The organism is uncultured Bradyrhizobium sp. (assembly GCF_936943645.1).
GTDB lineage: Bacteria > Pseudomonadota > Alphaproteobacteria > Rhizobiales > Xanthobacteraceae > Bradyrhizobium.
Window position 1 is genome coordinate 40,272 of record NZ_CAKZJO010000084.1, and the last position, 26,329, is coordinate 66,600.

Below are 26,329 nucleotides of genomic sequence, written 5' to 3' on the forward strand. Positions count from 1 at the left end.
CGCCTGGTCGTTCTATCGCACCGGCGAACTGCCGCATCACGACATGGCCGGCGTCGAAGGCGTCGAGGTGGACCCGGTGCATCCGGCGCCGGTGACGCCGACCCAGGTGGTCCGGGACGAGCGCAGCCCGCTCGGCTGGATCCTGATGCTGCTGCCGGTGCTGATCGTCGCCATCTGCTTTGCGCATGCTGGCCACGTCATCACGCTGCCGCAGGGTCTGCGCGTCGTCGTCGTCTTCGCGCTCCTGCTCTCGTTGATGCTGACGGGCATGCCGATCTCGATCGCGCTCGGTCTCACCGTGCTCAGCTTCATGTTCACGCTGACCGACGTGCGAACCGAATCGGTGGCGCTGAAGCTGTTTACCGGCATCGAGAATTTCGAGATCATGGCGATCCCGTTCTTCATCCTCGCCGGCAATTTCCTGACCCATGGCGGGGTGGCGCGGCGGATGATCACCTTCGCAACCTCGCTGGTCGGCCATTGGTATGGCGGTCTGGCGCTGTCCGGGGTGGTCGCCTGCGCGTTGTTTGCCGCGATCTCCGGCTCCTCGCCGGCGACCGTGGTGGCGATCGGTTCGGTGATCCTGCCGGCGATGGTCGCGCAAGGGTTTCCGAAGCGGTTCGGCGCGGGCGTGATCACGACGTCGGGCTCGCTCGGAATTCTGATTCCGCCGTCGATCCCGATGGTGCTCTACGCCGTCTCGACCAACAGCTCGGTGGGCAAGCTGTTCATCGCGGGCATCATACCGGGGCTTGTGCTCGCGTTCCTGCTCGGGGCCACGACCTTCTATCGGGCCTGGCGCAACGACTATCCGCGGATGCCGAAGGCGACGTTCATGCAGCGCGTCGATGCGTTCCGCAAGTCGATCTGGGGCATCCTGCTGATCGTGATCGTGATCGGCGGCATCTACAGCGGCCTGTTCACGCCGACCGAGGCCGCCGCCGTCAGCGCGGTCTACGCCTTCATCGTCGCGGTGTTCATCTACAAGGACCTGAAGCTGCGGGACGTGCCGCGGGTGCTGCTGTCGTCGGCAAACCTCTCGGCGATGCTGCTCTACATCATCACCAACGCCGTGCTGTTCTCGTTCCTGATGACCTACGAGAACGTGCCGCAGGCGCTGGCGCAATGGATGATCGATCAGGGTCTGGGATGGATCGGCTTCCTGCTGCTGGTCAACCTGCTGCTGCTGGTGGCCGGCAATGTGATGGAGCCGTCCTCGATCATCCTGATCATGGCGCCGATCCTGTTTCCGGTCGCGGCCAAGCTCGGCATCGACCCCATTCATTTCGGCATCCTGATGACGGTCAACATGGAGGTGGGCCTGTGCCATCCGCCGGTCGGCCTCAATCTCTACGTGGCCTCGGGCATCGCCAAGATGGGAATCACCGAGCTCACGGTCGCGGTGTGGCCATGGCTGCTGACGATGCTGTGCTTCCTGGCGGTAGTGACCTATTGGCCCGGCCTGTCGCTGTGGCTGCCGCGATTGCTGGGGATGTAGAGAAGTAAGCGGCAGGAACGATGCACCCTCTCCCCTCGCGGGGGAGGGCGGGCGTCTGCGCTGCTCCCTCGACAATGGCAATCCACTATCAGATGCGCTTAGATGGTTCCAACCAGAGCAGGGAAGGAGCCAGCCGATGACCGAGATTTCCAGCGAGCCGAAGGACGCGACGCCGTCCGTCATCGCGCAGCAGGCGGCGATGCTGAACGCGCTGCCGTTTTCCGACAGGCGGGATTTCGACGATGCCGCGCGCGGCTTTCTCGGCACGATCGAGCACGCGAAGATATCAAATCCGCAGGGGCGGACGGTCTGGAGCCTCGAGCCCTACGGCTTCCTGTCGGCCGAACAGGCGCCGCCGACGGTCAATCCGAGCCTGTGGCGGCAGTCGCGGCTGAACATGCAGCATGGCCTGTTCGAGGTCGTGCCCGGCGTCTACCAGGTGCGCGGGCTCGACATCGCCAACATGACGCTGATCGAGGGCGACAACAGCGTCATCGTCGTCGACACCCTGACCTCGATCGAGGGGGCACGGGCTGCACTCGATCTCTACTTCAAGCACCGCGGCCTGAAGCCGGTTGCGGCCGTCATCTTCACGCACACCCACACCGACCATTGGGGCGGCGCGCGCGGCGTGCTGGAGGAGGATGCGCTGGCGACCGGCCGCGTGCCCATCATCGCGCCGAATCTGTTCATGGAGCATGCGGTCTCCGAGAACATCATTGCGGGACCGGCCATGCTGCGCCGGGCGCAGTATCAGTTCGGGCCGCTGCTCGCCAAGGGTCCGCGGGGGCAGGTCGATTGCGGGCTCGGCAAGTCGATGGCGGCAGGATCGGTTGCGCTGCTGCGCCCGACCGATCTGATCATGGCGACGGGCGATAAGCGCGTCATCGACGGCGTCGAATTCGAATTCCAAATGGCGCCGAACAGCGAAGCGCCGGCGGAGATGCACTTTTTCATCCCGCGCTACAAGCTGTTGAACCTCGCCGAGAACTGCACGCACAATTTCCACAATCTGCTGCCGTTCCGCGGTGCCGATGTGCGCGATGCGCTGGCGTGGTCGAAATATCTCGGCGAGGCATTGCAGCTCTGGGACGGCAAGGCGGAGGCGATGTGCGGCCAGCATCACTGGCCGGTGTGGGGACGCGAGCGCATCGGCACGATGATCCGCCAGCAGCGCGACCTCTACAAATTCGCGCACGACCAGACCATCCGCCTGATGAACCACGGTCTCACCGCGGCCGAGATCGCCGAGACCATCCGGCTGCCGAACAGCCTGGAAGGCGCCTGGCATGGACGTGGCTATTACGGCCACATCAGGCACAATGTGAAGGCGATCTACCAGAAATATCTCGGCTGGTATGACGCCAACCCCGTCAATCTCGATCCGTTGCCGCCGGTCGAGTCCGGCAGGAAATATGTCGAGTACATGGGCGGCGCGGACGCGATCCTGGCGCGGGCGCGCACCGATTTCGACAAGGGGGAGTTTCGCTTCGTTGCGCAGGCGCTCAGTCATCTTGTCTTCGCCGAACCTGATCATGCGGCGGCCCGCGGTTTGCTCGCCGACACGCTGGAGCAGCTCGGCTACGCCGCCGAGAGTGCGACCTGGCGCAATGCCTATCTGTTCGGTGCGCAGGAATTGCGCCAGGGCATGCCGAAGGTGCCGGCCCGACCGCCGATGCCGCGGGAGACGCTGGCGGCGCTGCGCACCTCCCAGCTCTGGGACGTGCTGGGCATTCGCCTCAACGGCCCCAAGGCGGAAGGCAAGCATATCGTCCTGAACTGGCGCTTTTCCGACACCGGCGAGAGCTTCGTGCTCAACCTCGAGAACTGCGCGCTCACGTATACCGAGGGCGTGCAGGCGGAAGGCGCCGACGCCAGCTTCACGCTTGCGCGCACCACGCTCGATGAGGTCATCGCGAAGCTGACGAGCTTCCCGGAGGCCGTCGCCGCCGGCAAGGTCAAGCTGTCGGGCAACCCGATGAAGCTTGCCGAACTGATGGGCCTGATGGACGAGTTTCCGCGGATGTTCGAGATCGTGGAGCCGAAGCGGGCGGTGGTGAAGTAGAAAACGCTGACCGCGCGTCATACTCCGCTGTCGTCCCGGGGCGCGCGTAGCGCGAACCCGGGACCCATAACCACAGGGAGAGGTTTAGGCGCGAGCTCTTAACTCCAAGCCTTCGCAAAACCAATGCTGCGGAGTATGGGTCCCGGATCGGCGCGCGCTTGTCCGGGACGACACTGTTGGTTGGTCTGCGATACCGTTGGATCGCAGCCCTTACTCCGCGCTGCTCACCAGCTTGATCCGCGGCGCCTTTTCCTCGGCGAGGCTGCGGTAGGCCGCGAGATAGTCCAGCGCCATGCGCCGCGCGGTGAAGCGCGTCTCGAACTGTTTGCGGATTGCGGCGCGGTCGAGCTGCGCGAGGCGGCCGACGACGCCGGCTGCGCTGAGCACGTCCTCGACCACGAAGCCGGTCAGGCCTTCGTCGATGATCTCAGGCACCGAGCCGCGGTTGAAGGCGACGACCGGCGTTCCGCACGCCATGGCCTCGATCATCACGAGGCCGAACGGCTCCGGCCAGTCGATCGGCAGCAGAAGCCCGAGCGCACCGCTGAGGAAATCCGATTTCTCGTGATCGCTGATCTCGCCGATGAAATCCACCAACGGATTGTTCTCGATCATCGGACGGATCAGCTCGTCGTAGTAATCCTGGTCGGCGCGATCGACCTTGGCCGCAATCTTCAGCGGAATGCCGCAATGGGACGCGATCTTGATGGCGCGGTCGACGCCCTTCTCGGGCGCGATGCGGCCGAGCACGGCGAGGTACTCCTGCTTCGCCGGCTTCGGCGTCAGCAGGTTCTCCGGCAGGCCGTGATAGATCGTCTGGACCCAGTTCGCCTGCGGCACCGGCCGCCTTTGCGCGTTCGAGATCGAGATGACCGGCATCTTGGAGAAGGTGTTGAAGACCGGCTGATGCTCCGGCAGATCGAGCCGGCCGTGCAGCGTGGTCAAGAACGGGGTCGGCTGCCGGTGGAACAGCGACCAGGGATAATAGTCGAGATGGAAGTGGAGAAAGTCGAACTCCTCGTCGTCACACTTTTGCCGCACGCGCTCCAGCAGCACCATGTGCAGCGCGTTGGGATCACGCACAGAACCGTCGAGGCGAAGCGCCTTCGGCCATAGCGCATCCAGCCTCGCCGATGTCTGCGAGTCACCGCTGGCGAATAGTGTCACGTCGTGACCTAAGGCTACCAATTCTTCCGTCAGCCAGTGCACCACCCGCTCGGTGCCGCCATAAAGCTTGGGTGGAACAGCCTCCGTCAACGGAGCTATCTGCGCGATGCGCATCTCACCATCTCCTCTGCGATCATGGAGTTAAAGCCCCCGCCGTGTCTCGGCACCGGCATGCCGAACTGGGAACGTTCTCGCATTTGCGAAGTTCCGTCCTTCGAACGTTACTTCTTCGACACACTGTGGCGTGGCCGCGATGATGCCATCACCTCTTCTCACATCGTCCGCATCTGCGTGTCGTGATCACTCGGCCGGGAACCGAGGCGAACTGGTCGATGTTCAGTCGATCAGCAACAAAGCAAAGACCAACATAACGGGGCGATAGCCATATGGATCATCTTTCTGGATACGCGCGCAGGCCATTTGCCTTTGTCTTGCGCTATCTTCGGATGCGAATGGCATCGCATGTCGTGATCCTGACCGCTGTCGTTGCAGCGGTTGCCTGCTCTGTAGGCACGCAGTATGGGGTGAAATCCCTGGTCGACGCCTTGTCTGCGGGCCCTTCGCAAGCCGGAGGCGTATGGCTGGCATTCATTCTGCTCATGTCACTCATCGCTGCCGACAATTTTCTCTGGCGCATCGCAAGCTGGACAGCGAGCTTCACCTTTGTTCGGGTCACGGGTGATTTACGGCGTGACATATTTCGTCATCTGACCGGTCACGCGCCGAGTTACTTCTCGGACCGGATGCCGGGAATGCTGACGAGCCGCATCACGGCGACATCGAACGCGGTGTTCACGGTCGAGAACATGTTCGTCTGGAATGTGTTGCCGCCTTGCATTGCCACAATTGCGGCAATCGCCTTGATTGGAACCGTCAGTCCCTATATGGCGCTCGGCCTGTCAGTGATCGCGGGCGGCATGGTGATCGCGATGTTCCACCTCGCCGCTGCCGGCAAGCCGCTTCACGATGATTTTGCCGACAAGGCCGCGGCGGTGGACGGCGAGATGATCGACGTCATCAGCAACATGCCGCTGGTCCGTGCCTTCTGCGGCATCGGCCACGAGCACGAGCGGTTCGACGCAACGGTGAACCGCGAGCTGACCGCGCGAAGCCGCAGCCTGCGTTATCTGGAAAAGCTGCGGCTGCTGCATGCCGCCGTGACGGTGCTTCTGACGATCGCGCTGATGGCCTGGGCCGTCACACTCTGGCAGAAGGGCGAAGCGACCACCGGCGACGTCGTGCTGGTCTGCACCCTCGGCATCTCCATCCTGAGTGCGACCCGCGATCTCGCGGTCGCGCTGGTCGACGTCACCCAGCATGTCGCACGGCTGACCGAGGCGATCGCCACGCTGCTGGTGCCCCACGAGCTGCGCGATCACCCCGAGGCCGAGCCGCTGGTGAAGAGCGGTGCGGCGATCGCATTCAACAACGTCACCTTCGGCTATCCCGGCGGCGACAAGATTTTCGAGCGCTTCAGCCTGCGACTACAGCCCGGCCAGCGCGTCGGCCTGGTCGGCCAGTCCGGCGGCGGTAAGTCCACGCTGTTCACGCTTCTGCAGCGCTTCTACGATGCCGACGAGGGCAGCATCACCGTCGACGGCCAGGATATCTCGATGGTGACCCAGCAGAGCCTGCGTGAGGCGATCTCCGTGGTGCCGCAGGACATCTCGCTGTTCCACCGCTCGATTCGCGAGAACATCCGCTATGGGCGCCCGAACGCGACCGACGACGAGGTGCTGCGCGCGGCGATCGCAGCGCGTTGCGATTTCGTCGAGAGCCTGCCCGAGGGTCTCGACACCATGGTCGGCGACCGCGGCGTCAAGATGTCCGGCGGCCAGCGCCAGCGCATCGCGATCGCGCGCGCCTTCCTGAAGGACGCGCCGATCCTGTTACTGGACGAGGCGACCGCTGCGCTCGACAGCGAGTCCGAGGAGGCGATCCGCGAAGCGTTGTCGCGCCTGATGCGCGGCCGCACCGTGATCGCGATTGCGCATCGGCTGGCAACGCTGCGCAATTTCGACCGCGTGTTGGTGCTCAGGAATGGTAAGATCATCGAAGACGGCTCGCCCGAACGCCTGATGCAGGGTCACGGGCCGTATCGTGAGCTGGTGACTCAGGAAATGAGCCGCCTCGCGCAAGCCGCCGCGTAAACCAACAGTCGCGTTCTCGAGTCGGTCGCGTTTCCAGGAACAAGCGCAGGGGAGCAGCTCATGTCGGCCGAAGCCGTAACCCAACTCGTCTCTGTGCCGCGGACCTCCGAGCAGGTCGCGGAGCAACCCTTCTACATTCCGATGACCGGGCCGTCGGCCCGGCCGCGGCGATCGCTCAAGCACGACGACATGTTCATCGTGCTCGACAGCCATGGCGACATCGGCGCCTCCGCCGGCGGGCCGGACGGTCTGTTCCACTACGACACGCGCTATCTGGCGCGGCTGGAGCTCGTGCTCGACGATCTCCAGCCGCTGCTGCTCGGCTCCAATCTGCGGGACGACAATTCGGCGCTGACCGTCGATCTGACCAATCCGGACATCTACCGTCAGGGCCGTCTCGTCTTCCAGAAGGATCTGTTGCACATCGTGCGCACGATCTTCCTTTGGCGTGGCACCGCCTATCAGCGCATCGGCGTGCAGAACCACGGCGACGGGCGGGCCAGCTTCGAGCTGACGTTGCTGTTCGACAACGATTTTGCCGATCTGTTCGAGGTTCGCGGCGAACGGCGCCCGCGCCGCGGGGCAGGCACGAGCAAGCTGCTCGGGCCGACCGACGTGCTGTTCGAATATCGCGGCCTCGATGACGTCGAGCGCACGACGGGCCTGCATTTCGATCCGCGTCCGACACGACTGTCGGTCAATGCCGCGACCTGGCAGCTCGAGCTGGATCCGCATGAATCGAAATCTCTGTTCGTGGCCGTGTCGTGCAACCGGCCGGCCGGCGAGAAGCCGGCGCGCTTCTTCCGGGGCCTGCTCGCCCATCGCCGCGAGATGCGCCAGTCCACGATGGGCGCTGCCAGCATCGAGACCTCCAACAACATCTTCAACGAGGTGCTGTGCCAGGCCATGGCCGACCTCAACATGCTGACGACGGAGACGCCGCAGGGGCGTTACCCCTATGCCGGCATTCCCTGGTACTCTACGACGTTCGGCCGCGACGGCCTGATCACCGCGCTGCAGATGCTGTGGGTCGATCCGCGCGTCGCCAAGGGCGTGCTCAGGCGCCTCGCACATTTCCAGGCCCAAGCGGCGGATCCGCTCGCCGATGCCGCGCCGGGCAAGATCCTGCATGAGATGCGCGGCGGCGAGATGGCGGCGCTGCGCGAGGTGCCGTTCGCGCAATATTACGGCAGCGTCGACTCGACCGCGCTATTCGTGCTGCTCGCAGGAAGCTATTTCGAACGCACCGGCGACGAGAAGACCCTGATGGAGCTGTGGCCGGCGATCGAGGCGGGGCTGGCCTGGATCGACGGTCCCGGCGATCCCGATCAGGACGGCTTCGTCGAATATCAGCGCGCGACCGAGAAGGGCCTCGCCAACCAGGGCTGGAAGGATTCGTATGACGCGATCTTCCACGCCGACGGCAAGCTCGCCGAGGGCAATATCGCGCTCGCCGAGGTCCAGGGCTATGTCTACGCCGCCAAGCAGCTCGCGGCGCGTTGCGCCTTGCGGCTCGGCAAGCCGGACCGCGTGCGCAAGCTCGAGGCCGACGCCAGGGCGCTGGCCGAGCGCTTCGAGAAGGCGTTCTGGTGCGAGGAGCTCGGCAGCTACGCGCTCGCCCTCGACGGCAAGAAACGGCCATGCAAGGTGCGGACCTCGAACGCCGGTCAGGTGCTGTTCAGCGGGATGATCCGCGACGACCGCGCCCGCCTCGTCGCCGCCGACCTGATGCGGCCGCATTTCTTTTCGGGCTGGGGTATCCGTACGGTCGCCGTCGGCGAGGTGCGCTACAACCCGATGTCCTATCATGACGGGTCGATCTGGCCGCACGACAACGCGCTGATCGCGCTCGGGCTCGCGCGCTACGGTCTCAAGCATTCGGTGGCGCATGTCTTCAAGGGACTGTTCGACGCGGCGACCTACATGGATCTGCGCCGGCTGCCCGAATTGTTCTGCGGCTTCCGGCGCGAGAAACGGCGCGGCCCGACGCTCTATCCGGTCGCCTGCGCGCCGCAGGCCTGGGCCAGCGCGACGCCGTTCACGCTGCTGGAAGCGGCGCTCGGCCTCGAGTTCGACGTGGCGCGCGGCGAGATTCGCCTGCGCAACCCGCATCTGCCGGCGTTCCTCAACGAGGTGATCCTGCGCGATCTGCGCCTCGGCGAATCCAGCGTCGATCTTCGCGTCAGTCGTCACGGCGACGACGTGGCGCTGGAGGTGTTGCGCACACGCGGCCAGATCCAGGTCTCGATCGTGCTGGCGCGCTAGCGGCGCGCAAGGAGGGTGTCATGCGTGCGATCCGAGCATTGCTACTGGGGGCGGCCTTCGTTGCGGGCCTTGCGATTGCGTCATCAGATGCCGCGGAGGATCAGCCCGTGAGCCAGACCGAGGCGAATGCGCCGGCGACGGGCCAGCCGCCGGCCTCGGCCGTTACGGTCACGCCGAAGGATGCGGCCCCTCCGCCGTCGGTGACCATCATCGGCGCGAGCGAGGCCCATGGCGTGCTCGGCCGCGACGTGCGCAGCGCCGCCGGCGAGGACATGGGCCGCATCGTCGACGTCATCGTCGATCGCACCGGCCATGTCCGCGCCGCGGCGATCGATTTCGGCGGGTTTCTCGGCGTCGGCAGCCGCAAGATCGTGGTGGATTGGAACGCGCTGCGCTTCGGCAAGATCGCCAACAAGAAGGACAGCATCACGCTGGAACTGACCAAGGCGCAGGTGGCGGCCGCGCCGGAATACAAGGAAGACACGCCGATCGTCGTGCTGGGCGCGTCCGGCAGCCTTCAACCGCTGCAAGCGATCCAGTGAGGTGCAGGGAGGGGTGACCGCCTGTGCTGTTGTCGAGGAAGCCGAACCATGCAGATCGCGAAGGCCGCGTTGAACAGGACGACGTCGCCGCGCCACCGGCCGCCGGCATTCCGGCGCCGTCGCGCCAGAGCTTGCGCGGCCTCGATTGGTTCATCTTCTTCCTCGCCGACGTGCAGACCGGATTCGGCCCCTTCATCGCGGTCTATCTCACCACCCAGAAATGGACCCAGGTCGAGATCGGTCTCGTGCTGTCGATCGGCGGCATCGTCGCCCTGATCGGGCAGATGCCGGGCGGCGCGATCATCGATGCCGCGAAATCGGAGCGCCTGGTCGCCGCCCTCGCCATCGCGACCATCGGGGCTTGCGCGCTGGCCTATGCCGCGATGCCGATCTTCCCCGTCGTGGTGGCCGCGGCCACCTTGCACGCGGCGGCGAGCTGCGTGCTGGGGCCGGCAATTGCGGCGATCAGCCTCGGCCTGGTCGGCCCGCTCGCGATCGGCGAGCGGCTCGGCCGCAACGCGCGCTTCGCCTCCCTCGGCAACGGCGTCGCGGCGGCGGTGATGGGTACCGCGGGCTATCTCCTGTCGAGCCGCTCGGTTTTCCTGGTCACCTTCCTGCTCGCGATTCCAACCCTGCTCGCGCTCTCGCGCATCCGCGAGAACGAGGTCGACATCAGGCGGTGTCACGGCGAGATGCCGCCTGAAGCGGCCGAGCGCGGCGACACCAATATCTGGCACTTGGTCCGGCAGCGTCCGCTGATCGTCTTCGCGCTCAGCGTGCTGCTGCTGCAGCTCGCGAACGCTTCGATGATGCCGTTGATGGCAAGCGCCGTGACGGCGCGGTCGGCCCAATGGGCGACGGTGCTCGTCGCCTTCTGCATCGTCGTCCCCCAGGCGATCGTGGCGCTGCTGTCGCCGGCGGTCGGCCGCAAGGCGCAGGCATGGGGCCGCCGGCCGCTGCTGCTGATCGGGTTCGGCGCTCTGGCGATTCGCGGCCTGTTGTTTGCGACCGTGCGCGATCCGTATCTGCTGGTCGCGGTCCAGCTGTTCGACGGCATCACGGCTGCGGTGTTCGCGGTCATGATCCCGCTGATCGTCGCCGACGTTGCTTTCGGCAGCGGACATTTCAACCTGGCACAGGGCATCGTCGGTACTGCGACCGGCATCGGCGCGTCGCTGAGCACGGTGCTCGGCGGCTATGTCAGCGACAAGTTCGGCAACGCGACCGCCTTCATCGGGTTGTCCGGCGTTGCCGCGACCGGGCTCCTGCTGATTCTCTTCGTGATGCCGGAGACGCGGCGCACGGTGCGATAGCCGCAAAAGAAAAAGCCGGCCGAAGCGAGTTCGGCCGGCCAAGTCACGGGGGAGAAACCGATCAGGCGTCGAGATGCTGCAGGCGCTGGCGATTGCGCAGCACGATCTGGCGGGCGCCTGAGAAACCGAGAATGCCCTGGGCGTGAAGCTGCGACAGCGCGCGCGACACGGTTTCGAGCGTAAGGCCGAGATAGTCGCCGATGTCGCGGCGGCACATCGGCAGGGCCATCATGCCGGCAACGGCGAGGCGACGGTCCATTTCGAGCAGGAAGGTCGCAACGCGCTCCATCGCGGTCTTGCGACCCAGCAGCAGCATGTGGTCCTCGGCATGGCGCAGCTCGGAGGCGGTCATCGCCCAGAGCTTGCGGGCGACCTGGACGTCAGTGCCGGCGGCCTTCTCGAGGCTGGCGCGCTTCACGAGACGGACGGTGGTGTCGATGATGGCTTCGGCTGCAAGGCGGTGAGCAGGACCGGATTCGAGGCCGAACACGTCGCCGGGAAGATGGAAGGCGCCGATCTGGCGGCGGCCGTCGGAGAGCAGCTTGTAGCTGCTCACTGCACCCGACACGACCTGGTAGACATACTCGGCCGGCTCGTCTTCGCCGTAGATCTCCTCGTCCTTGCGGTAGGAGAATTCGGTGGCGACCAGACCGACGTGGCCGGTGATGGCGCCGAACTGGTCGGTGACGGGATGGGCAGGGGCAATCTTGCCAACAATCTGGGTGTTGATCGCCTGGGTGTTGATCGTCTGGGTCAGCATCTGCGCCATCTCCGTTGTGATGACGCTTTGGTACGCGGTATCGGGGGCTTCGAAAATTTCGAGCGATATCTTAAGGGGGTCGCCTTACGTAGATGTCCGGAGGTGATCTTCCGGTCCGGATCCGCTCGGCCGCGCGCGTTGAATGCGTCCCGCGACCTTCATAAAAACCAAGTTTTATCAAATAATTAGCTGGGGCGATCCTGGATGGCCCGGCGGATGCGCTTGACCAGATTTTCGTCCAGGAGCGGCTTCAAGACCACGTCCTTGACGCCAGCTGCGGCAGCCCGGGCCGAAATGTTTTCGTCCGGATAGCCGGTGATCAGGATCACGGGTGTGCCGCGATCGGCCTGGCGCAGGCGGCTGGCCAGCTCGATGCCGTTGATGTCGGGCATCTTGTAGTCGATGACGTAGCAGTCCGCTCCGCGCGCGCCGCCCGCATTGAGCAGCGCGGTGCCGCTCCTGAAAGTCCGCACGGCAAAGCCGTCGGTTTCCAGCAGAAACCGCAGGGAGCCCAGAACGGCGGCATCATCATCGACCACATAGACGGTGGGGAGCGCTGAGGACGACGGCCGCTCATGATGTGAACCGACCTCGATCATACCACTTGGCTAGCACAGCGCCCGGGAGCGGCCTTGACCTGCCTCAATTCGATTTGCCCAAAACCGATTGGGCGCAAAACCGATCGACCTCTCAGTCGTTGAGCATGCCGGCGCGCATCGCCAGCCGGACCAGCTCCGACAGGCTGTTGGCCTGCATCTTGGTCATGACGTTGGCCCGATAGACCTCGATGGTGCGCGGGCTGATGTCGTATTCGCGGGCGATCAGCTTGTTGGACAGGCCTGCGACCAGCCCTTCCATGACCTGGCGCTCCCGGGGGCTCAAGGAGGCCACCCGGGCGGCGATGTCCTGCGCGACGGCCTCGCTCTTGGCGGCGGGCTCGGCCTGGCGGATCGCGGATTCGATCATGGCGGTGAGGCGGTCGTCATCGAACGGCTTTTCCAGAAAGTCGACGGCCCCGAGCTTCATGGCCTCGACCGCGAGCGGCACGTCGCCGTGGCCGGTCATGATCAGGATCGGAAACGGGCTTTGCTGCGCCTTCATCCGCTTGAGCAGCTCGATTCCGTCGAGTCCCGGCATGCGCACGTCGGAGACGACGCAACCGAAGCCGAGGCCGGGCAGGGCGTCGATGAAGCTCTGCGCATTGTCGAACAACGTGACGCCGAAGCCGCTGGAATCGAGCAGGAAATTCAGCGAATCCCGCATCGCCGCGTCGTCGTCGATGACGTAGACATGTCCCTTGGTCGTCATGAATTGGTTCTCGTCGGTCAGTTCTCGTCGGTCGCCGGCAAAGTGAAGCGGAATGTCGCGCCGCCCGATGCATTGTTCTCGGCCCACATGCGCCCGCCGTGAGCCTCGATGATCGAGCGGCTGATGGACAATCCCACGCCCATGCCGGTTTCCTTGGTGGTGAAGAAGGTTTGAAACAGGTTCGGAATGATGTCGTCCTGGAAGCCGGAGCCGGTGTCCGACACTTCCACCTCGATCATGTCGTCGGCGACACGGGTGTTGGCGACGACGAGCTCGCGGCGCGGCGATTGCGCCATCGCCTCCAGCGCGTTGCGGAACAGATTGACCAGCACCTGCTGGATCTGCACCCGGTCGGCGAGGACGAGGTCTGCGTCGGGATCGAGGCTGAAGCGAAGCTGCACGTTCTGCTCACGCGCGCCGGCGAGCCCGAGCGCGCCGGCTTCCTCGATTAGCTTGGACAGGCTCTCGACCCGCTTCTCCGATTCGCCGCGGGAGACGAAGTCGCGCAGGCGCCGGATGATCTGGCCGGCGCGCAAGGCCTGCTCCGCCGCGCGATCCAGCGCGCTCTCGATCTTCGGCGTGTTCGCGTCCGTGCTGCCGGCGAGCAGCCGCCGCGAGCCCTTCATGTAGTTGCTGATCGCGGCCAGCGGCTGGTTGAGCTCGTGGGCGAGCGCGGAGGCCATCTCGCCCATCGCGGTCAGCCGCGAGACGTGGACGAGCTCGGACTGCAATTCCTGGAGCCGGGCCTGGGTCTGCTGGTGCTCGGTGAGATCGCGCACGAAGCCCGTGAAATAGGGCTCGCCGCCGGATTCCATCTCGCCGATCGACAGGTGCATTGGAAAAGTCGTGCCGTCGCGGCGCTTGCCGGTGACGATACGGCCGATGCCGATGATGTGCGGATCGTTGGTGGTGCGGTAGCGGTCGATGTAGCCGTCGTGGCGGGTGCGATCCGGCTCCGGCATCAGAATGTTGACATTCTGCCCGATCGCCTCGTGCTCGGACCAGCCGAACAGGCGCTCCGCGGCCGTGCTGAAAAGCTGCATGATGCCGTGGCCGTCGATCACGATCATGGCGTCGGGAATGGTGTGGAGAATGGAGCGGAGGTGGGTTTCACGGGTGCGTAGTGCCTCCTCGACCTGCTTCTCCTCGTCGATGTCGAGAAAGATGCCGCTGAGATGACGGGCCGCGCCGGCTTCGTCCCTGATGAGCCCGGCTCGGGCGCGGATCCACTGCCCGTTGCCGGAGGCGTTCGCCACCCTGAAAGATACGTCGAAGCTGCCACCACGCTCGGAGACGCGCTTGACCGCGCTCTCGACCCGCTCCCTGTCCGCAGGTTGAAGGCGCGACAGGAAGAGCTCGTAGCTCGCCGGCTGACCGGGCTCAACGCCGAGCAAAACCCTGGCGGTGTCGGACCAGTCCAACTCCTGTGTCGCGAGATCGAGATCCCAGGTGCCGACGCCAAACCCTTCGATCCGAACGCGAAAACGCTCGCCCCGACCATCGTCATGCAGGTGCGTTACGCGGGTCGGCGACAAATCATGCTCCTATCCTGATGCGGTGGCTCCGGACGCGGTTACCGCTCCCCTAATGTCGCTCAAGGCCGGGCCGGTGGCAAGTTCCGTCGCTTGCGGATTGACGGCAAGCCGGGCACCGGCGGCCTCCTTGATCTATCTCATCCCCAAGTGCGGAGGCCGGCGTAGATTTCACCAAGGTTTCTGCACTGGAGAATTCCAATGACATACGCGACGGTGATGGTCAGCCTGGCGCTCGATCAGTTCAACGAGGCGCGTCTTCAGGTTGCCGGTGAGCTCGCCGAGCGATTCGAGGCGGCCATCGTCGGGGTCGCCGCGGCACAGTTCGCACCGCCGCTCTATTTCACCGACGGCGCCGAGGCGCAAGCGCTGATCGACGAGGGCGAAGCCTCGGTCAAGCGGCGGCTGGCCGGCCTCGAGGCGCAATTCCGGGCCGCGACCAGGAATCGCGGCGGGCATGCGGAGTGGCGCAGTGCCATGGACTTTCCGGCGCGATTCGCTCTGGCGCAGGCGCGCTGCGCCGACATCGTCGTCAGCGGCGGACAGAGCCCGGCCTTCTCCGATGCGTTCGCGCTCGCAAGCCCCAAGGATCTGGTGATGCAGGCCGGCCGGCCGCTTCTGGTCGTCCCGGACCGGGTCAACTGGCTCGACCTGCGCAGCGTGCTCGTGGCGTGGAAGGACACGCCGGAAGCGCGGCGGGCGGTGGCCGATGCGCTGCCGATGCTGCGCAAGGCGAAGGACGTCACCATCGCCGCCGTTCCCGAGCGCGACGAGGATCGTGCGATCGTGACGGCAGGCGTCACCGACGTTGCCGCCTGGCTCGCCCGCCACGGTGTCACCGCGACGGCGCGCATCTGCGAAGGCGCCCGGAACGAGAGCGCCGCCGCGCAACTGGAGAAAGTCGCCGGCGACGTCGATGCCGGCCTGATCGTGGCGGGCGCCTATGGTCATTCGAGATTTCGTGAGCTGATCCTGGGAGGCGTCACCCAGTATCTGGTCACACAGACTGCCCGCAGCGTGCTGCTGTCGCACTGACGGCCGGCCGGAATCGAATTGAGGAGGACGCGCCGTGTACAAATTTCTCGAACAGACCGTCGACGGCTACATGACGCGCAACGTCAAAGCGGTGCAGCGTGACCGTGACCTGCTCGAGCTCAGCGAGATGTTCGAGACCGACGATTTCAACTCCTATCCGGTCGAGGACGACGGGCAGGTGGTCGGCATCGTCACCAAGTTCGACATCCTGAAGTGCTTCGCCTTCACGCCGAGCCAGATGCTGCCTCGCTATCACGACCTGATGAGCCGCAAGGTCGGCGACGTCATGACGCCCGAGTTCATCTATGTCAGCCCCGACACGCGCCTAACGCGCGTGCTCCAGATCATGGTCGAGCATCGCATCAGGAGCATCATCGTGCTCGACAGCGCGCAGAAGCTGGTCGGAATCATCGCCCGCGAGGACGTCATCGCGGCACTGAAGGCGACCGCGCGCGACTGAGGGACCATCCCTGATCGAGAGTTCATTGGCGCCTCCGTGATTGTACGGAGGCGTTCCGCTTGTGCGTCACGTTCGACCGTCCTGCCTGTGCGCCGAGAATTTGCAGGAAACCGACGAGATATTCGGCGGTCACGGCGAACTTAAGTGCCGTTCTTGATTTCAATCAATTCCCGGTGAGGGTGAATGTGGTTCTTGGCGCTGTGTTCTTTCAGAGAGAATCCGCATGAGCCAGCCCTCCATTTCCAAATCCATGACCATCGGTGAAAGCGGCTTGGCTGTCGTGTTCGCAGTCACCGCTTTCCTCTGCGTGATCGCTTCGGCCAAGGCGCTGGATGCGCCCTTCGCCTTCCATGCCGCGCTCAGCGCGGCGGCGAGCCTTGCCGCGGTGTTCGTCATCGTCAACCGCTACCTCGATCGCCCGGCGGCGCTGCCGGCGCAGGAGATCAACGGCCGCCCCAACTACAATATGGGCCCGATCAAGTTCTCCTCCTTCATGGCCATGTTCTGGGGCATTGCCGGCTTCCTCGTCGGCCTCATCATCGCCTCGCAGCTGGCCTGGCCCGCGCTGAATTTCGATCTGCCCTGGATCCAGTTCGGCCGCCTGCGGCCGCTGCACACCTCCGCCGTGATCTTCGCCTTCGGCGGCAACGTGCTGATCGCGACCTCCTTCTACGTGGTGCAGAAGTCCTGCCGCGCGCGCCTCGCCGGTGATCTCGCCCCGTGGTTCGTCGTGGTGGGCTACAATTTCTTCATTCTGATCGCCGGCACCGGCTATCTGCTCGGTGTCACCCAGTCGAAGGAATATGCCGAGCCGGAATGGTACGCCGATCTGTGGCTGACCATCGTCTGGGTCGCCTATCTGCTCGTCTTCCTTGCCACCATCATCAAGCGCAAGGAGCCGCATATCTTCGTCGCGAACTGGTTCTATCTCGCGTTCATCGTGACGATCGCGGTGCTGCATCTCGGCAACAATCCGGCGCTTCCCGTCTCGGTGTTCGGCTCGAAATCGTACATCGTCTGGGGCGGCATCCAGGACGCGATGGTGCAGTGGTGGTACGGCCATAACGCGGTCGGATTCTTCCTGACCGCCGGCTTCCTCGCCATCATGTACTACTTCATTCCGAAGCGCGCCGAGCGGCCGATCTACTCCTACCGGCTGTCGATCATCCATTTCTGGGCGCTGATCTTCCTCTACATCTGGGCCGGCCCGCACCATCTGCACTACACGGCGCTGCCGGACTGGACGCAGACCCTCGGCATGACCTTCTCGATCATGCTGTGGATGCCCTCCTGGGGCGGCATGATCAACGGCCTGATGACGCTGTCGGGTGCCTGGGACAAGCTGCGCACCGACCCCGTGCTGCGCATGCTGGTGGTCTCCGTCGCCTTCTACGGCATGTCGACCTTCGAAGGCCCGATGATGTCGATCAAGGTGGTCAACTCGCTCAGCCACTATACCGACTGGACCATCGGCCACGTGCATTCCGGCGCGCTCGGCTGGGTCGGCTTCGTCTCCTTCGGCGCGCTCTACTGCCTGGTGCCGTGGGCCTGGAACCGCAAGGGCCTCTACAGCCTGAAGCTCGTCAACTGGCACTTCTGGGTCGCGACCCTCGGCATCGTCCTCTACATCTCGGCGATGTGGGTGTCCGGCATCCTGCAGGGCCTGATGTGGCGCGCCTACACCTCGCTCGGCTTCCTCGAATATTCCTTCATCGAAACCGTCGAGGCGATGCATCCCTTCTACATCATCCGCGCGGCCGGCGGCGGCCTGTTCCTGATCGGCGCGCTGATCATGGCCTACAATCTCTGGATGACGGTTCGCGTCGGCGAGGCGGAAGTCCAGATGCCCGTCGCTCTTCAGCCGGCGGAATGAGGAGCAAAAGCAATGTCGTTCTGGACACGCCACCAAGTCTTCGAAAAGAACTCGATCATCCTGGTCGTCGGCATCCTGCTGGTGATCGCGATCGGCGGTCTCGTCGAGATCACCCCGCTGTTCTACCTCAAGAGCACGATCGAGAAGGTCGACGGGGTCAGGCCCTACACGCCGCTGGAACTCGCCGGACGCAACGTCTACGTCCGCGAAGGCTGCTATCTCTGCCACTCGCAGATGATCCGGCCCCTGCGCGACGAGGTCGAGCGCTACGGCCACTTCTCGCTCGCCGCCGAGAGCATGTTCGACCACCCGTTCCAGTGGGGCTCCAAGCGCACCGGTCCTGATCTCGCCCGCGTCGGCGCCAAGTACTCCGACGACTGGCACGTGACCCATCTGACCAACCCGCGCGCAATCGTGCCGCAGTCGGTGATGCCCGGCTATCCGTTCCTCAGCCAGAACGAGGTCGATCCCGACGCGATAGCCGACCACATGCGCACGCTGCGGACCGTCGGTGTGCCCTACACGGACGACCAGATCGCCAGCGCCAGCGCCGATCTGAAGGCCCAGGCCGATCCGGAGAATGCCGGCACCGACGCCTTCAACAAGCGCTACGCCAAGGCCGTCGTGCGCAATTTCGACGGCAAGACCGGGACGCCGACCGAGATGGACGCGCTGATCGCGTATCTGCAGATGCTCGGCACGCTGGTCGACTTCAAGATCTACAACGAGAAAGCCAATCTTCGCTGAGAAGGCATCAACGATGAAAGCCATCCTGACACTCGACAATCTCGCATCCAGTCTCGTGACCACGATCTGGACGCCGGTGTTCGTCGCGATCTTTCTCGCGATCATCGCCTACGCATTTTGGCCCCGTAACAAGGCTGCGTTCGACGAAGCAGCGCACCTGCCGTTGCGGGAGGAGTAGAGAACCATGACCGACCATTCTAGCGACATCGATTCCGTCTCCGGCAAGTCCACCACCGGCCACGAGTGGGATGGCATCAAGGAGCTCAACACGCCGCTGCCGCGCTGGTGGGTGATCACCTTCTACCTCACCATCGTCTGGGCGATCGGCTACTGGGTCGTCTATCCGGCCTGGCCGCTGATCTCCAGCAACACCACGGGCATGTTCGGCTATTCCTCGCGCGCCGACGTCGCGGTCGAGCTTGCCAATCTCGAGAAGATCCGCGGCGACAAGATGGCGGCGCTGGGGACTGCCTCGCTCGCCGACATCGAGAAGGACCCGGCCTTGCTGGCGCTTGCCCGCGCCAAGGGCAAGACCGTGTTCGGCGACAATTGCGCGCCCTGCCACGGCTCCGGCGGCGCCGGCGCCAAAGGGTATCCGAACCTGAACGACGACGACTGGCTGTGGGGCGGCACGCTCGACCAGATCATGCAGACCATCCAGTTCGGCGCGCGTTCCGGTCACGCCAAGACCCATGAAGGCCAGATGCTCGCCTTCGGCAAGGACGGCGTGCTGAAGCCGGACGAGATCGTCACGGTCGCCAACTACGTGCGATCGCTGTCGGGCCTGTCGACCCGCAACGGCTTCGACGCCGCCAAGGGCGAGAAGATCTTTGCCGAGAATTGCGTTGCCTGCCACGGCGACGGCGGCAAGGGCAACCAGGAAATGGGCGCCCCGAACCTGACCGACAAGATCTGGCTCTACGGCTCGGACGAAGCGACCCTGATCGAGACCATCAGCCAGGGCCGCGCCGGCGTGATGCCGGCCTGGGAAGGGCGGCTCGACCCCGCCACCATCAAGGCGATGGCGGTCTACGTCCACTCGCTGGGCGGTGGAAAATAAGGGAGCTGCGGCTCAAAGGTTCGGACGGGGGTGAACAAAAGTGCCCCCGTTTGAGCTGGATCAACTGACGCGGCGATGTCGGGTCTAGGTTTAATCGCACCTCTTTTAGAAGTTCCAGGCGATGAACAAGACCGTCAACCCGAACGAACTGAAGCCCGCGGACGACGTCGGCCCGCTCTATGCGGCCCGCAAGAAAGTCTACCCCCAGAGCGTCTCTGGCACGTTCCGCCGGATCAAATGGGGCCTGATGGCGGTCTGTCTCGGCGTCTACTACTTCCTGCCGTTCGTGCGCTGGAACCGCGGCCTCGGCGCGCCCAGCCAGGCGGTGCTGATCGATCTTCCCAACAGCCGCTTCTACTTCTTCTTCATCGAGCTGTGGCCGCAGGAGGTCTACTATTTCACCGGCCTGTTGATCGTGGCCGCGGTGGCGCTGTTCCTGATGAACTCGGTCGGCGGCCGCATCTGGTGCGGCTATCTCTGTCCGCAGACGGTGTGGACCGACGTGTTCTATGCCGTCGAGCGCCTGATCGAGGGTGACCGCCGCGAGCGGATGAAGAAGGACAAATCGTCCGATCCGCTGAAGCTCGAGCGGATCTCCGAGATCGTGCTCAAGCATTCGATCTGGCTCATGATCGCCTGGTGGACCGGCGGCGCCTGGGTGCTCTACTTCAACGACGCGCCGACCCTGGTGAAGGAGCTCGTCACCTTCCAGGGGCCGATGATCGCCTATATCTGGATCGGCATCCTCACCGCGACGACCTATGTGCTCGCCGGCTACATGCGCGAGCAGGTCTGCACCTATATGTGCCCGTGGCCGCGCATCCAGGCCGCGCTCACCGACGAATGGGCGCTCAACGTCACCTATCGCTACGACCGCGGCGAGAAGCGTACCTCGGTCAAGAAGGCCGCCGAGCTGCGCGCGCTCGGCCAGCAGGTCGGCGACTGCGTCGATTGCTACCAATGCGTCGCGGTCTGCCCGACCGGGATCGACATCCGCAACGGACCGCAGATGGAATGCATCCAGTGCGGCCTCTGCATCGACGCTTGCGACAACGTCATGGCCAAGATCGGCCGGCCGAAGCGGCTGATCGGCTACGACAACGACATCAACATCCACCGCCGCCAGGAAGGCAAGGCGCCGATCTACCGGATCGTCCGTCCCCGCACCATCGTCTACAGCGCGATCATCGCCGCGATCGGTGGCTTCATGGTCTACATGCTCGCGACCCGCAGCCTGCTCGACGTCAACGTGCTGCATGACCGCAACCCCGTCGCGGTCAAGCTCAGCGACGGCTCGATCCGCAACGCCTACACGGTTCGGCTGCTGAACAAGAGCGGCTACGACCGTGCCATCGCCATCGACGTGGAGGGGCCGGTCAATCCGACGATGCACGTCGTCGGCGCCGACTCGGTGACGCCTGATAGGCCGATCATCGTGATCCCGCGCGACTCCACCAGCGAGCTGCGGCTGCTGGTCACCGCGCCAGCCGAAAACAATCCGGAGAAGTCGATTCCGGTCCGCTTCCACGTCATGGACATCGGGCTGGGCGTCGCCGCGAGCGCCACCGACAATTTCGTCGCGCCGTAAGTTCAGGAGACCGTCATGTCATCCAAGCCGCTGACCGGAACCAAGGTCTTCCTGATGCTGCTCGCCTTCTTCGGCCTCGTGATCGGCGTCAACGTCACGATGATGAAGCTCGCGATCGCGACGCTGCCCGGCACCGACGTCGACAGTCCCTATGCGGCGGGCCTGACCTACGATCGCGAGATCTCCGCGGCGCATGACCAGGCCGCGCGCAAATGGAAGGTCACCGCCCATATCGAGCGCCGCAACGACGGCGGCGCGGTGGTCCAGGTCGAAGCGCGCGATGCCGGCGGCCAGCCGATCTCCGGGCTGAAATTCAGCGGGCACCTGGAGCGGCCGACCGACAAGCGCGCCGATCTCGCCGTCGAGCTCAACGAGGCCGGAATCGGCCTCTATCGGGGCGATGCCGCATCCGTCGCGCCGGGCCAGTGGGACCTGGTGATCGAGGGCGAGGCGCGAGGGACGCGGGTTTTCATGTCGCGCAACCGCGTGATCCTGAACTGAAGGATTTTGTCATGCAGGTCACGCGCGATTTCTCTCATTATGTTCGCGAGGCGGGCGAGGGCGTCCAGCACATCGATCTCGCGGTCGAAGGCGTTCACTGCGCCGGCTGCATGGCCAAGATCGAACGCGGCCTGTCCGCCATTCCCGACGTCACGCTGGCGCGCGTGAACCTGACCGACCGCCGCGTCGCGCTGGAGTGGAAGGCAGGTACGCTCGACCCCGGCCGCTTCATCGACAGGCTCGAAGAGCTCGGCTACAAGGCCTATCCGTTCGAAACCGAAAGTGCCGAAGTGGCGGAGGTCGCCGAATCGCGCTTCCTGCTGCGCTGCCTCGGTGTCGCCGCGTTCGCCACCATGAACGTGATGATGCTGTCGATCCCGGTGTGGTCGGGCAACGTCTCCGACATGCTGCCCGAGCAGCGCGACTTCTTCCACTGGCTCTCGGCGCTGATCGCGCTGCCGGCGGCGGCCTATGCCGGCCAGCCGTTCTTCCGTTCGGCCTGGCGCGCGCTGTCGGCGAAGACGACCAACATGGACGTGCCGATCTCGATCGGCGTAATTCTCGCGCTCGGCATGTCCGTGGTCGAGACATTCCACCACGCCGAGCATGCCTATTTCGACGCGGCGATCATGCTGCTGACCTTCCTGCTTGTCGGTCGCTTCCTCGACCAGAACATGCGGCGGCGGACCCGCGCCGTCGCCGGCAATCTCGCCGCGCTCAAGGCGGAGACGGCGGCCAAGTTCGTCGGTCCTGACGAGATCTCGCAGGTGCCGGTGGCTGCGATCAATCCCGGCGACATCGTGCTGCTCAGGCCCGGCGAGCGCTGCGCCGTCGACGGCACTGTGATCGAGGGGCGTTCGGAGATCGACCAGAGCCTGATCACCGGCGAGACGCTCTACGTCACGGCCGAGCAGGGCACGGCGGTTTATGCGGGCTCCATGAACATCTCCGGCACGCTGCGGGTGCGCGTTTCGGCCGCGTCCGAGGCGACGCTGCTCGCCGAGATCACGCGGCTGCTCGACAACGCGCTCCAGGCGCGCTCGCGCTATATGCGCCTCGCCGACCGTGCCTCGCGCCTCTATGCGCCGGTGGTGCATGCGACCGCGCTGCTGACCATCCTGGGCTGGGTCATCGCCGGCGCGGCCTGGCACGATGCGATCGTCACGGGCGTCGCGGTGTTGATCATCACCTGTCCCTGCGCGCTGGGCCTTGCCATTCCGACCGTGCAGACCATCGCCTCCGGCGCGATGTTCAAGTCCGGCGTGCTGCTGAATTCCGGCGACGCAATCGAGCGGTTGGCCGAGGCGGATCATGTCATCTTCGACAAGACCGGCACGCTGACGCTGCCCGATCTCGAGGTGATGAACGCCGCCAGCATTCCCGCTGACATCTTCGAGCTGGCCGGCCGGCTCGCACTGTCGAGCCATCATCCGGTTGCGGCCGCGGTGGCGCAGGCTGCCGGCGCCAAATCGCCGGTTGTCGGTGCGATCGAAGAGGCCGGGCAGGGCGTCCGTGCGACCGTGGACGGCGTCGAGCTCCGTCTTGGCCGCCCGTCCTTCTGCGGTGCGGAGGCGCTGATCGGCAGCACTATCGTCGATCCCGAAGCCTCCATCGTCGCGTTCAGCAGGGGCAGCGACCGGTTCGTCCTTTCGGTCCGCCAGGGCCTGCGGCCGGATGCACAGGCCGTGATTGCGGCGCTGAAGGCGCGCAACGTCGGCATCGAGATTCTCTCGGGCGACCGCGAGCCGGCCGTGAAGGCGGCGGCCAAGGCGCTTGAAATTCCGGAATGGCGCGCCGGCGTCACGCCGGCCGACAAGATCGCGCGGATCGAGCAATTGAAGCAGCGCGGCGCCAAGGTGCTGATGGTCGGCGACGGCATGAACGACGCGCCGTCGCTGGCGGCAGCCCATGTCTCGATGTCGCCGATTTCGGCCGCGCATCTCAGCCAGGCCACCGCCGACCTCGTCTTCCTCGGACGTCCATTGGCGCCGGTAGTTGCCGCCATCGACGCTTCGCGCAAGGCGCTGCATCTGATGCGGCAAAACCTTTGGCTCGCCATCGGCTACAATGTGCTCGCGGTGCCGGTTGCAATCAGTGGCGTCGTGACGCCGCTGATTGCGGCGGCCGCCATGAGCGGATCCTCGATCCTGGTCATGCTGAATTCGCTGCGCGCGCGCACTTCCTCGCGGGAGATCGTGTGATGGAGATTCTGGTCATCCTGGTGCCGTTGGCCTTGATGCTTGGCGGCGCCGGTCTCGTCGCCTTCCTGTGGTCGCTCAGAAGCGGCCAGTACGACGATCTCGACGGTGCCGCCTGGCGCGCCATCGCCGACGACGAGCCGCCGCAGGAAGCTCCAGCCAAGCGCTAGCGTTTCAGAGCGAAGGTGAGCAAGGCCGCGGCGGAGAGGGCCAGGCCGACGCCGAACACGCAGGCATGCCAGCCGTACGCGTCGAACAGGCGCCCGAGTACGGCCGTCCCGACCAGCCCGCCCAAGAAATAGCACGCAAGATAGCTCCCGCTGGCGATGCCGCGGTTGTCGGCAGCCGCCTGTCCGACGAAGCCTGTCGCGGCGGCCTGCGCGAAGAACGTGCCGACGCCGACCAGAACCATGCCGGCGAGGACTTCGCTCAGATGCGGCATCAGCAACAAGGGCAGGCCGAGCCCGGCCATTGCGAGCGCGCCCCAGATCGTCGGACGCGTTCCGAGCATTGCTGCCACCCTGCCGGCCAGAAGGGTCGTGACGACCGATGGCAGGAAGACAAAATAGACGAGGCCGAGATCCATCATGCCGAGCGCCAGCGGCGGCCGCACCAGCACGAAATTGACGAAGGTGAACGTGCCGATGAAGGCGCAGAGGATGCAGAAGCCGATGCCGAAGGCCGCGCACAGGCGCGGATTGCGCCAATGTGCGAGTGTGGCGGCGAGCGGCGAAGCCGCCAGCATCGTCGCATGCATCGGCTGCACGCGTCGGATCGTGAAATAGACCAGCACTGCGCCGACGAGGTTGAGGGCTGCGAACAGATAGAAATTCCAGGCGAGGCCCAGTCCGTCGGCGATTGCGGCCGAGATCAGCCGTCCCACGAGATTGCTCGCGACATTGCCGGTGATGTAGGCGGCAAAGGCACCGCCAGTGTCCATCGCGCTGCATTGCTCGCCGAGATAGGCGAGGGTGAGCGCGAAAGCGGCCGCCATGCACAGGCCCTGCGTGATCCGCAAGGCGGTGAAGACGGCCAGATTCGGCGCCGCGGCCAGGAGGCTGGTGGGGACCGCCAGCAGCGCCAGGCTGAGCAGAATGCCGGTCCGCCGGTCGATGTGCGGGCTGAAGAAGCCGACGACGAGGCTGGCTGTGGCCATGCCGAAGGTGCTGGCGTTGACGGCAAAGCCCATCGCCGCCGGCGTGACGCCGTAGTGCCGCGTCAGCGCGGGCAGGATCGCCTGCGTCGCGAAGAGATCGACGACGGTCAGGAATGCCGTCAGGCCGATCACGAGCGAGCGCAACGCCAAACCCGGCGAATGCGTCTCCATCGTCATCGCCGGCCCGAGCGGCGTGGAAAGGTTGGTCATGGCGTTGCGCCCCCTTGTGCCTGATGTCATTGCGGGTGCGCGCGTCTCGTCCTTCGAGACGACCGCTTCGCGGTCTCCTCAGGATGAGGCTAAGCGACATCGTGCCCCCTGGGGCTGTCGCCGCGCACTCCGTCCTCATCCTGAGGAGCCCGCTCAAAGCGGGCGTCTCGAAGGATAGCCGCAGCGACTACATGTGGTGATCGTTGGGATCCTTGCGGACGTCGCCGACGTAGAGAATGACGGTCTCCTTGCCGAGGTTCTTCCACCAATGCGAGGTGCCGGAGACCTCGGGACGGATATCGCCGGCCTTGTGCACGATCGGGTCGACGCAGTTGGAGGCGTATTCGACGATCTCGCCCTGCTGCACGAAGATCAGCGCGGGACGGTCGTCGTGGCTGTGCCAGGGCACGATGCCGCCGGGCTCGATGGTCAGTTTGCGGAAGCGCAGCTCGCGTCCCTCGATATGGGCCGGCTGCTTGCCGAGGTCGATCGCACCGAGCGTGACGTCGGTGACGCCGACAGGCTTGTAGTCGACCATCTGCTGGGCGTTCGGCTTGATCTTGCTGGCTGGACATTCGCCGGCAACGACCGGATGCGCCGACAACATCAGCGCGCCGGCGACGGCAAGGCCGGGCCAGATCAGACGCGACAAGACTTGGCTCTTGGAATGGCTCGTGGACATGGAAGATCTCCTGTGTTGGCCGCAACCCCGCTGGTTGCCGGCTATGACGGGAGCTTCATCGAGATCGCGTCGATCCTGAAATGCCGGCTCGCTCTCGATGCGATAGCGGTGCGCTATCTCGATGCGCGGTGGCTATCGATCCGATTGGGCAACGGCATTTCCGCTTTCGCGACATTCGGCGTCCGATGACAGGGCGCCCGATTGGCGGGCGTTCACGTC

The 26,329-nt window shown here is 65.0% G+C and carries 24 protein-coding genes; 17 read left to right on the top strand and 7 right to left on the bottom strand.

The annotated features are described in order from the left end of the window. Window positions 1-217 precede the first annotated feature (217 nt). On the top strand, window positions 218-1,498 hold the full coding sequence (locus Q0743_RS34305) for a TRAP transporter large permease (RefSeq protein ID WP_367184938.1): 1,281 nt from the start codon (window positions 218-220) through the stop codon (window positions 1,496-1,498). 136 nt (window positions 1,499-1,634) lie between these two features. Further along, window positions 1,635-3,563 (top strand): alkyl sulfatase dimerization domain-containing protein, encoded by a 1,929-nt coding sequence (locus Q0743_RS24280; protein WP_298244012.1) that lies wholly within the window; start codon window positions 1,635-1,637, stop codon window positions 3,561-3,563. A 210-nt stretch (window positions 3,564-3,773) separates the two neighbouring features. Here Q0743_RS24280 and Q0743_RS24285 read toward each other — a convergent pair whose 3' ends face one another. Continuing rightward, window positions 3,774-4,844: a glycosyltransferase family 4 protein gene (locus Q0743_RS24285; RefSeq protein WP_298244013.1), complete on the bottom strand. Its 1,071-nt coding sequence runs from the start codon at window positions 4,842-4,844 to the stop codon at window positions 3,774-3,776. Between the two features lie 272 nt (window positions 4,845-5,116). Here Q0743_RS24285 and Q0743_RS24290 point away from each other — a divergent pair, with 272 nt between their 5' ends. From Q0743_RS24290 to Q0743_RS24305, 4 genes are read left to right on the top strand one after another with little or no spacing between them, the layout of a single operon-like run. Beyond that, window positions 5,117-6,880, top strand: coding sequence for an ABC transporter ATP-binding protein (locus Q0743_RS24290; protein ID WP_298244014.1), 1,764 nt, complete (start codon window positions 5,117-5,119; stop codon window positions 6,878-6,880). Between the two features lie 60 nt (window positions 6,881-6,940). Then, on the top strand, window positions 6,941-9,145 hold the full coding sequence (locus Q0743_RS24295; protein WP_298244015.1) for an amylo-alpha-1,6-glucosidase: 2,205 nt from the start codon (window positions 6,941-6,943) through the stop codon (window positions 9,143-9,145). 20 nt (window positions 9,146-9,165) lie between these two features. Beyond that, a complete protein-coding gene (locus Q0743_RS24300) occupies window positions 9,166-9,687 on the top strand; it encodes a PRC-barrel domain-containing protein (protein WP_298244016.1) in 522 nt (173 codons plus the stop codon). A 23-nt stretch (window positions 9,688-9,710) separates the two neighbouring features. Then, entirely contained in the window at window positions 9,711-11,000 is a 1,290-nt protein-coding gene (locus tag Q0743_RS24305) for an MFS transporter (protein ID WP_298244017.1), read from the top strand. Window positions 11,001-11,061: 61 nt separating this feature from the next. Here the strand turns inward: Q0743_RS24305 and Q0743_RS24310 are convergent, their stop codons facing one another. From Q0743_RS24310 to fixL, 4 genes are all read right to left on the bottom strand, one after another. After that, window positions 11,062-11,760 (bottom strand): helix-turn-helix domain-containing protein, encoded by a 699-nt coding sequence (locus Q0743_RS24310; protein WP_298244018.1) that lies wholly within the window; start codon window positions 11,758-11,760, stop codon window positions 11,062-11,064. A 185-nt stretch (window positions 11,761-11,945) separates the two neighbouring features. Next, a complete protein-coding gene (locus tag Q0743_RS24315) occupies window positions 11,946-12,359 on the bottom strand; it encodes a response regulator (protein ID WP_298244019.1) in 414 nt (137 codons plus the stop codon). Window positions 12,360-12,450: 91 nt separating this feature from the next. Continuing rightward, window positions 12,451-13,068 (bottom strand): response regulator FixJ, encoded by a 618-nt coding sequence (gene fixJ, locus Q0743_RS24320; RefSeq protein ID WP_298244020.1) that lies wholly within the window; start codon window positions 13,066-13,068, stop codon window positions 12,451-12,453. Between the two features lie 17 nt (window positions 13,069-13,085). Continuing rightward, window positions 13,086-14,603 (bottom strand): sensor protein FixL, encoded by a 1,518-nt coding sequence (fixL, locus tag Q0743_RS24325; protein ID WP_298244021.1) that lies wholly within the window; start codon window positions 14,601-14,603, stop codon window positions 13,086-13,088. Window positions 14,604-14,801: 198 nt separating this feature from the next. On the opposite strand from fixL, the gene Q0743_RS24330 reads away from it, so the two are divergent. The 10 genes from Q0743_RS24330 (at window position 14,802) to ccoS (ending at window position 24,232) form a co-directional block, all read left to right on the top strand. Then, window positions 14,802-15,635, top strand: a complete 834-nt coding sequence (locus Q0743_RS24330) for a universal stress protein (RefSeq protein WP_298244022.1) — start codon at window positions 14,802-14,804, stop codon at window positions 15,633-15,635. Between the two features lie 34 nt (window positions 15,636-15,669). Then, window positions 15,670-16,095 carry a CBS domain-containing protein gene (locus Q0743_RS24335; RefSeq protein WP_298244023.1) on the top strand — a complete coding sequence of 142 codons (426 nt, stop codon included), beginning with the start codon at window positions 15,670-15,672 and terminating at the stop codon, window positions 16,093-16,095. Between the two features lie 223 nt (window positions 16,096-16,318). Further along, the gene (gene ccoN, locus Q0743_RS24340) at window positions 16,319-17,968 is read left to right on the top strand and encodes a cytochrome-c oxidase, cbb3-type subunit I (protein WP_298244024.1); all 1,650 of its coding nucleotides are present in this window, start codon (window positions 16,319-16,321) and stop codon (window positions 17,966-17,968) included. A 12-nt stretch (window positions 17,969-17,980) separates the two neighbouring features. Next, complete coding sequence (ccoO, locus tag Q0743_RS24345; RefSeq protein WP_298244025.1) at window positions 17,981-18,715, top strand: cytochrome-c oxidase, cbb3-type subunit II; 735 nt, start codon at window positions 17,981-17,983, stop codon at window positions 18,713-18,715. 13 nt (window positions 18,716-18,728) lie between these two features. After that, complete coding sequence (locus tag Q0743_RS24350; RefSeq protein ID WP_212343476.1) at window positions 18,729-18,893, top strand: cbb3-type cytochrome c oxidase subunit 3; 165 nt, start codon at window positions 18,729-18,731, stop codon at window positions 18,891-18,893. A 6-nt stretch (window positions 18,894-18,899) separates the two neighbouring features. Beyond that, on the top strand, window positions 18,900-19,775 hold the full coding sequence (gene ccoP / locus Q0743_RS24355) for a cytochrome-c oxidase, cbb3-type subunit III (RefSeq protein ID WP_298244026.1): 876 nt from the start codon (window positions 18,900-18,902) through the stop codon (window positions 19,773-19,775). A gap of 121 nt (window positions 19,776-19,896) precedes the next feature. Continuing rightward, the gene (gene ccoG / locus Q0743_RS24360) at window positions 19,897-21,363 is read left to right on the top strand and encodes a cytochrome c oxidase accessory protein CcoG (RefSeq protein ID WP_298244027.1); all 1,467 of its coding nucleotides are present in this window, start codon (window positions 19,897-19,899) and stop codon (window positions 21,361-21,363) included. Between the two features lie 15 nt (window positions 21,364-21,378). After that, window positions 21,379-21,864, top strand: a complete 486-nt coding sequence (locus Q0743_RS24365; protein ID WP_298244028.1) for a FixH family protein — start codon at window positions 21,379-21,381, stop codon at window positions 21,862-21,864. Between the two features lie 11 nt (window positions 21,865-21,875). Next, window positions 21,876-24,065 (top strand): cation-translocating P-type ATPase, encoded by a 2,190-nt coding sequence (locus Q0743_RS24370; RefSeq protein ID WP_298244029.1) that lies wholly within the window; start codon window positions 21,876-21,878, stop codon window positions 24,063-24,065. After that, window positions 24,065-24,232 carry a cbb3-type cytochrome oxidase assembly protein CcoS gene (gene ccoS, locus Q0743_RS24375; RefSeq protein ID WP_008550618.1) on the top strand — a complete coding sequence of 56 codons (168 nt, stop codon included), beginning with the start codon at window positions 24,065-24,067 and terminating at the stop codon, window positions 24,230-24,232. The genes Q0743_RS24370 and ccoS overlap by 1 nt, the downstream gene beginning before the upstream one ends. Here the strand turns inward: ccoS and Q0743_RS24380 are convergent. Next, window positions 24,229-25,428, bottom strand: coding sequence for an MFS transporter (locus Q0743_RS24380; protein ID WP_298244030.1), 1,200 nt, complete (start codon window positions 25,426-25,428; stop codon window positions 24,229-24,231). The genes ccoS and Q0743_RS24380 overlap by 4 nt on opposite strands. A 187-nt stretch (window positions 25,429-25,615) precedes the next feature. Beyond that, on the bottom strand, window positions 25,616-26,110 hold the full coding sequence (locus tag Q0743_RS24385; RefSeq protein WP_298244031.1) for a cupin domain-containing protein: 495 nt from the start codon (window positions 26,108-26,110) through the stop codon (window positions 25,616-25,618). Window positions 26,111-26,122: 12 nt separating this feature from the next. On the opposite strand from Q0743_RS24385, the gene Q0743_RS24390 reads away from it, so the two are divergent. Beyond that, entirely contained in the window at window positions 26,123-26,299 is a 177-nt protein-coding gene (locus tag Q0743_RS24390; RefSeq protein ID WP_298244032.1) for a hypothetical protein, read from the top strand. Window positions 26,300-26,329: the final 30 nt, after the last annotated feature.